Origin of the sequence: Aeromonas sp. PS2Canimalfood6, from assembly GCF_048276795.1 — a bacterium.
Classification (GTDB): Bacteria; Pseudomonadota; Gammaproteobacteria; order Enterobacterales; family Aeromonadaceae; genus Aeromonas; species Aeromonas caviae.
In genome coordinates this window covers 1-452 of record NZ_JBLUXC010000169.1, presented here as the reverse complement: position 1 = coordinate 452, position 452 = coordinate 1, and the positions used below count along the sequence as shown (strand labels likewise).

1 protein-coding gene is annotated in these 452 nt (G+C 68.4%); it reads left to right on the top strand.

Annotated elements, in window-relative coordinates; genetic code table 11:
• Window positions 1–452 (top strand): hypothetical protein (locus tag ACNPAA_RS21095; protein ID WP_417892002.1); only part of this gene is annotated, 452 nt, incomplete at both ends.

Below are 452 nucleotides of genomic sequence, written 5' to 3'. Positions count from 1 at the left end.
ACACCGAGATCAGCGGCAAGGTGGACGTGGAAGTGAGCCTGCCGGGCGATGCCAAGGCCGGGGACACCCTCAAGGTGAGCGGCCAGGCCGACCGCCTGTTGACCGATGCCGACATCACGGCGGGCAAGGTGGGTTACGAGTTTGACCGTCCGGCGGACGGCGTGACGCTGACCGTGACCGCCACCATCGTGGACGCGGCGGGCAACGTCTCGCTGCCGGGCAGCGACAGCGCCACCATGGGCGACACCACCGCGACCGGCGCGCCGACCGTGGTCATCACCGAAGACGTGAACAACGACGGCACCATCAGCCACACCGAGATCAGCGGCAAGGTGGACGTGGAAGTGAGCCTGCCGGGCGATGCCAAGGCCGGGGACACCCTCAAGGTGAGCGGCCAGGCCGACCGCCTGTTGACCGATGCCGACATCACGGCGGGCAAGGTGGGTTACGAG